This is a genomic window from Streptomyces sp. MK7, assembly GCF_032658145.1.
GTDB lineage: Bacteria > Actinomycetota > Actinomycetes > Streptomycetales > Streptomycetaceae > Streptomyces > Streptomyces spiralis.
Map to the genome: position 1 here is coordinate 1 of NZ_JAVACL010000108.1, position 3756 is coordinate 3756.

Here is a 3756-nt window from a genome sequence, read left to right on the forward strand (position 1 = left end):
CCGGTCGCGTGGACCGGTTACGGGAGAGGTTTTAATTGCGGCCTGCCATGACCCCGCCGTCGACGTTGAGGATGGCGCCGGTCGTCCAGCTCGAGGCCGACGAGAGGAGGAAGACGATCGCGGAGGCCACGTCCTGGGGGGTGCCGACCCGGCCCAGGGGCTGCAGCCCGCTCAGCTGTTCCATCGCGCCGTCCAGCTGGTCCGCGGGGAAGACCTTCTCGAACAGGGGCGTCCTGGTGACGGCGGGAGCAACAGCGTTCACACGGATGCGCTCGCTGGCGAGCTCGATGGCCAGGTTGTGGGTGAGGGCGTGCAGGCCCGCCTTGGCCATCGAGTAGGCCGATGAGGGTGTCACGGCGAGTGCCTGGTGCGCCCACATGCTGCCCACGTTCACGATGGCGCCGCCCTGGCCTGCGGCGATCATGCCGCGGACGATGGTCTGTGTCAGGAAAAACGTCGACCTGTTCAGATCGTGATAGGAGTCGTAGTCCGCGACCTCGTAGTCGAGGAACGGCTTGGGCAGGAAGAACCCCGCCGAGTTGACGAGGAGAGTGGCGTCGGAGTGGTTCTGCGCCAGCTGATTCTGCGCCTCGACGACCTGGTCCCGGTTCGTCAGGTCAGCTGCGATCGACCATGCGCTGCCCGAACGTGACAGGCTTGCCACGGCGTCGTCGAGTTTCTGGCCGGGGCGGCCCACGATGACCGCGCTACCGCCCTTCTCGATGACGTTCTGCGCGGTTTGAAATCCCATGCCGCTGGCGCCACCGATCGCGACGAGTTTCTTGCCTTCGAAGTCCGAAGCCATACAGATCACACTCCGTTGAGAGACGGACATTTCTTTCCCGCCATTTCATCCCAGATGCACGGCAGCTCTACGAGGGCTCTACCGAAACGATGCACCGTATGGTCGCCTCCGCTCACCCGTGCAGAGCACACGACAGGCACCGGGAAATACGCCAACATGTCCTCGTCGCAAAGGTGAACAATCCGCTCACGGAAAGCGGATGGTCGCGCGACGACGCTGGTTCCTGACCAGCTTGGGCTGCTTGGGGTGTCGCGCCATCAGCTCTGCCCTCCACTGCGCGACCGACGCCCGGTAGTCGAGCTTGCCTCCGCGAGCAGCCGCGTTGCGACGCAACTCCACGGGGATGGTCGAGGGATGACGACCGACCTGGCAGGCGCTCCCTCACCCGCTGGCCTGCAGGGAAGCCGGCGCGAGCAGCTCCGTCTCGTGCACGTCATGGCGGAGGTGCCGGGGGAGCGGGTGGGCCGGAACCAACTCCTGTCCTGCTCCGTGAGTACGGTCGGGCCCTAGGCCGACCGGGTGCATTCGCCCGGTTACAGGGCCTTTCGGCGGCGGCAGCCGGCCGCTTCGCGTGCACCGGGCGCAAAGATGGTGCCGAGCCCTGCGGAGCTCGCGCATCCATGCCTTGAGAGAAAGCGTGTCACGGGCCGCATGACAGACGTTCAGCACAGCACACCGGAAGCCGCCGGCCCCCGTCGTGTCCTGCGGCCGGGCGCTGTGGTGTTGAAGTGGGTGACGACGACCGATCACAAGAGGATCGGTTCGCTGTATCTGACCACCTCGTTTACGTTCTTCCTGTTCGGTGGCATCCTGGCGCTGCTGATGCGTGCGGAACTGGCCCGCCCGGGCCTGCAGATCATGTCGACCGAGCAGTACAACCAGTTCTTCACGATGCACGGCACGATCATGCTGCTGGTGTTCGCTACGCCGCTGTTCGCCGGCTTCACCAACTGGATCATGCCGCTGCAGATCGGCGCCCCGGACGTGGCCTTCCCGCGGCTGAACATGCTCGCCTACTGGTTCTATCTGTTCGGCTCGCTGATTGTTCTCGGCGGTTTCCTCACCCTGGACGGTGCCGCCGGCTTCGGCTGGTTCGCCTACGCCCCGCTGAACAACGCGGAGCACTCGCCCACCATCGGCGCCGACTTCTGGATTATGGGCCTGGCCCTGTCCGGCTTCGGCACGATCATGGGCGCGGTCAACTTCATCACCACGATCATCTGCATGCGTGCGCCGGGCATGACCATGTTCCGCATGCCGATCTTCACCTGGAACGTGCTGCTCACCAGCGTCCTGGTGCTGCTCGCCTTCCCCGTCCTGGCGGGCGCGCTGCTCGCGCTGGAGGCGGACCGCAAGTTCGGCGCCCATGTCTTCGACGCCGCCAATGGAGGGGCATTGCTGTGGCAGCACCTCTTCTGGTTCTTCGGCCATCCCGAGGTGTACATCATCGCGGTGCCGTTCTTCGGCATCGTCACCGAGATCATCCCCGTCTTCGCCCGCAAGCCGATCTTCGGCTACATGGGCCTGGTCGGCGCGACCATCTCCATCACGGGTCTGTCCGTGACCGTGTGGGCGCACCACATGTTCGTCACCGGCGGGGTGCTGCTGCCGTTCTTCTCCTTCATGAGCTTCCTGATCGCCGTGCCGACGGGAGTGAAGTTCTTCAACTGGATCGGCACCCTGTGGAAGGGGTCGTTGTCCTTCGAGACGCCGATGCTGTGCGCCTGCGGCTTCCTGGTGACCTTCCTCTTCGGCGGTCTGACTGGCGTCCTACAGGCCTCACCGCCCCTGGACTTCGAGGTGTCGGACTCGTACTTCGTGGTGGCGCACATCCACTACGTGGTGTTCGGCACGGTCGTCTTCGCGATGTTCGCCGGCTTCTACTTCTGGTGGCCGAAGTGGACCGGCAAAATGCTCGACGAACGCCTGGGCAAGATGAACTTCTGGATGCTGTTCGTCGGCTTCCAGACCACGTTCCTGGTGCAGCACTGGCTGGGTGCGGAGGGCATGCCGCGCCGGTACGCCGACTATCTCGCGGCCGACGGTTTCACCACGCTGAACATGATCTCCACCATCGGTTCCTTCCTGCTGGGCCTGTCGGTGCTGCCGTTCCTCTACAACGTGTGGAAGACGGCCAAGTACGGCGAGAAGGTCGGGGTCGACGACCCGTGGGGCTTCGGACGCTCGCTGGAGTGGGCGACCTCCTGCCCGCCGCCCCGGCACAACTTCGTCACCCTGCCCGTCATCCGTAGCGAGTCCCCGACGTTCGACCTGAACCATCCCGAGGTCTCGCTCGCGGACAAGCGGGAGAACCTGGGCCTGCCGAGATGAGGGACGCGGCGGGACGCATGGGCGGCCGGGATCCGCTCCAGCCCGCCCATTTGGTCAACCAGGTGGAGGGCTACGCGACCTCGGGGAAGAAGACGGCGGTTAGGAAACCCCGCCGCAGCGCGTAGGCGATGCGCGGAGGGGCAGGGGTGGTTGCTTCCTGGTCCGATGGGCGCCCGACCGGTTGGGGGGAACATTCACCGGGTGCGGGTGGTTGTGGAGGGTGTGGTGGTGAAGGGAACTGTGGCCCCGGGTCTCACCTATTGCCCACAGGGATGATCGTTCGGCTGAAGCCCTGTGGAGCCTTTCGCCGGGAGGCGACCGCCCTCCACTGCCACACTGTTGTACCGGCCCCGTCCAGCATCCCCCGGCTGGACGGGGCTGATGCGTTCCAGGCGGTGACGGCCGGGCGGCACAGCCCGTTCCTGGGGCATGGACGACTATGACCTCTTCGCCCTCCAGGCGCTCGACTTCGCCCCGCTGCCGCATGCCGGAGAGCGGCTGGCCCTGCTGACCCTTCAGGAGGCGCACGACCGGCTGCGGCTGCTGGTGACGTTGGCGGAAGAGGGCGGGCCGCTATCGCAGGACGCCGGCCGACTGGCGAAGGAGATCGCAGCCCGGGT

Annotated in this window: 3 protein-coding genes and 1 pseudogene; 2 read left to right on the plus strand and 2 right to left on the minus strand. The window is 65.8% G+C overall.

The features are described from left to right. Positions 1–31: 31 nt before the first annotated feature. Both R2S09_RS39935 and R2S09_RS39940 read right to left on the minus strand, forming a co-directional pair. A complete protein-coding gene (locus R2S09_RS39935) occupies positions 32–805 on the minus strand; it encodes an SDR family oxidoreductase (protein ID WP_316746176.1) in 774 nt (257 codons plus the stop codon). Positions 806–1012: 207 nt separating this feature from the next. After that, positions 1013–1171, minus strand: a pseudogene (locus R2S09_RS39940) (IS30 family transposase); the annotation flags it as partial. Between the two features lie 285 nt (positions 1172–1456). Here R2S09_RS39940 and ctaD point away from each other — a divergent pair. Both ctaD and R2S09_RS39950 read left to right on the plus strand, forming a co-directional pair. Further along, on the plus strand, positions 1457–3136 hold the full coding sequence (gene ctaD, locus R2S09_RS39945; protein ID WP_306192216.1) for a cytochrome c oxidase subunit I: 1680 nt from the start codon (positions 1457–1459) through the stop codon (positions 3134–3136). Positions 3137–3565: 429 nt separating this feature from the next. After that, positions 3566–3756, plus strand: a 191-nt coding sequence (locus R2S09_RS39950) for a DUF6417 family protein (RefSeq protein ID WP_316746177.1), incomplete at its 3' end; no start/stop codon positions are given.